Origin of the sequence: Vibrio sp. V19_P1S1T109, assembly GCF_002241375.1 — a bacterium.
Lineage (GTDB): Bacteria > Pseudomonadota > Gammaproteobacteria > Enterobacterales > Vibrionaceae > Vibrio > Vibrio anguillarum.
On the sequence record NZ_NDIM01000355.1, the window covers coordinates 1 to 2,967 of the forward strand.

Consider the following 2,967-nt stretch of genomic DNA (forward strand, 5'->3'; position numbering starts at 1 on the left):
ACACTTAACAGCGCTACACGTCATGCTCAGTACCCGCAGCGTCACGCAGACAGCAGCCCAGCTCTGCATTAGCCCTTCAAGCATCAGTAAAAACTTGTCGCAATTGCGCATTCTCTTGGAAGATGAACTATTTTATCGTGACGGTACACATTTGATACCTACCCCTTTCGCGCTACAAATGGGCCCCACTGTCCATTCAATCCTCTCTAGCATGAATGGATTGCTGCATCACTCAAATTTCGAACCTCAACATTATCAGGGAAAATACCGCCTTGCGATGCGAGAAAGTGCCTTTGAGTTGTTTGCTCCTATTTTGACAAACGTAATAAAAAATCATGCACCGCAAGCTTCCTTTACTATCTACTCGAAAGATCACTATGGCTTCGATGCCCTGCAAAGCGGGCTGATTGATTTCGTCATTTTGCCACACGATATCAGCCAGCCCCCAACGCGAGATAAAGAACTCGTGTGGGAAGTGATTGCTCACGATGAAATGGTCTGCTTAATGCGTAGTGATCATGCTTTAGCCAATGAAGTACTCACTATCGATCACTACCTTGCTCAATCGCATATCGGCATCATGGACAAAGAGCTGGCTGAACCTTTTTTTGAACAGAATTTAGCTCAATCTCATCGAGCTCGTCATGTTCCGGTTGTTGTTGCTGACTTTGGTGCGGCCGCCATCTTATGCAAGCATACTGACTCACTCTTTACTTGCTCCAAACGCTGGGCGGAACAAGCGATGCAAGCTAGGGAGTTGCTCATCAAACCGTTACCTTTCAATTATGGGAAAGTGGCTTACAGCTTAGTGTGGAATAAGCCCAGTATGAACGACCAAGCTTTGAAATGGTTGTGTGATCAGCTCAAAAAACCACACAGATATTTGTGAATCAACATTGAAAATTTAGCTCAATGCTTAAAATAAAGAAGGCCAGCACTATTTTGCGCTGGCCTTCTTTATTTATCTTCTGATGTACTTTTATTTTTGCTTAACCCTAGCCATGAGTTATCAGTCAACAAACAGAATTATTCGTGATCAATGCCTTATAGTCTTCTGTGGAGTGACTATCATGACACTTATCAACAAGCTAGAGCTTACGCAAGTTGGTCATTATGGAACAGTGAAATAATGTAAATAAGCCATTCTCAATCTGGAAAACCATCGACTTTATAATGTTATTTCCTACCAATGCCCATCACTACTGGCGCTAGACCTTTTGAATTTTTAATCTCGAACGCAACTGCGGTTTCCACTTGGCTAAAACCTGCGCTTTTCAGTTGTGTCTCAATTTGGTTTTGGCTAAGGCCATAGTCAGGATCATCTTCTTCAACCAACCAGTCCCAATGAATAAAAACGCCATGCTCATCTAATAGAGAATGAATGATGGTAAATACTTCATTAAGATTCGGCACAAACGCGCACACAGATGACGCCACAACAAGATCGAATTGTTTGCGAAAGGCCGGATGTTGCGCGACTAGACCACGGGTCAGAAAATCCACCACGGGTTCAACGTTGACCAACTCTTTTTTATCCAACTCTTCAATCATGGCCTCAGAGCCATCTAGCGCGACAATATCTCTGGCATGGCGAGACATCATTTGGCTCAGCAAACCCGTACCACACCCGAAATCAAGAACATGTTTACCTTCGAGAGTGACCCGTTTCTGCAATTGCTGAAACACATTTTGAGCAAAAAGCGTTGTGGATTCGTCCTGCTCCCACTGAGCCGCACACTCATCCCATTCGTTCGCCATCATGGCCTCCGTGTTACTTCTTGTATTGGGGAAATTTTCCCAAGAATAAACCAAAACTGTGTTACGTTCATAGAGTTACAGCTCAATCTTGACTAAGAAATGATGAACTGGCTTTGATTGGCGAGAAAACCGTCAGTTGGTAGAAGAACATCAGATAGGCAGTGGTACTAAAATTGTTTATGATCAACCCATTATTGTGCCTTAGAGAACGTTATGAACCTTTCTCAAATTGAAGCATTTTTCTCTGTCGCGGACACGGGCTCAGTCTCCGAAGCGGCGCGACAATTAGAATGTAACCGAACCAAACTCAGTATGGCGATTAAAGCGTTGGAGAAAGAGCTCGATACCGCTCTTTTTGTGCGCACCGGCAACAACCTGACCTTATCTGAAGCGGGGAAAGCAATTTATAAAGATTGTGAAAGTGTTTTGGTGACCATTGCACGTATAAAACACACCTGTACGCAAATATCACGGGGCTTCAACGCCGAGATGTGGATTGCCCGTGATGATTCTCTTCCTGATGCCTTGTGGCAAGATTTTGCACACCAGCTGAATAACCGTTTTCCCGCGACCTCGTTTAACCTTGTATTGGCTTCAAGCGGCGACTTAGCCAACTTGATTGCCACTCATCAAGTCGATTTTGCTTTTGGCGTCGATTACGAAAGAATCAACGACCCGCGGATCACTTATCAACCTTTGGGTAAAATCCGGATGATGTCGGTGTGCAAAAGTGACCACCCGCTAACTAAAATTTCGCGAGTCACCGACGAAGAACTGCGCAGAGCAATGCAAGCCGTGATGGTCTATTTAAACGAAAAAGATAACCCCGAATTACAACCTTTCTCTCGTCGCTACATTGGCTTCTCCAGTTTCGATTACATGCTCAATACCATCTTGACTGAGAATGCATGGGGCGTATTGCCAGAACCTTTAATTCGCCACTTCCTACGTGAACAAAAGCTAACGGTGATTAAGCACACCTACGGTCTCACTCAAGAAGATTACTGCATGTTTACGGCCACGGGCATGGCCGAACACCCTGGCATGAACTGGTTAGCCGATAAGTTGCGTGACTATTTGTTTGATTTTTAATTTTCGTTGTTTAGTTTCCAAGATGCCCACATTTCAAACAATCTAAAGCGAAGACAGTCAGCGTCAATTATCCTGACAGGCAAATAAACTCATAACCAATTGTTTTAATTAAAAATA

At 43.9% G+C, this 2,967-nt stretch carries 3 protein-coding genes; 2 read left to right on the forward strand and 1 reads right to left on the reverse strand.

Features of this window, described 5'->3' with window-relative positions:
- A partial coding sequence (locus tag B9J87_RS16620) for a LysR family transcriptional regulator (protein WP_141201592.1) occupies positions 1–889 on the forward strand: 889 nt, incomplete at its 5' end.
- A 287-nt stretch (positions 890–1,176) separates the two neighbouring features.
- Here the strand turns inward: B9J87_RS16620 and B9J87_RS16625 are convergent.
- A complete protein-coding gene (locus B9J87_RS16625; RefSeq protein ID WP_049785471.1) occupies positions 1,177–1,758 on the reverse strand; it encodes a class I SAM-dependent DNA methyltransferase in 582 nt (193 codons plus the stop codon).
- Between the two features lie 213 nt (positions 1,759–1,971).
- Between B9J87_RS16625 and B9J87_RS16630 the strand changes: the two genes are divergently transcribed.
- Positions 1,972–2,850, forward strand: coding sequence for a LysR family transcriptional regulator (locus B9J87_RS16630; RefSeq protein ID WP_010319645.1), 879 nt, complete (start codon positions 1,972–1,974; stop codon positions 2,848–2,850).
- Positions 2,851–2,967: the final 117 nt, after the last annotated feature.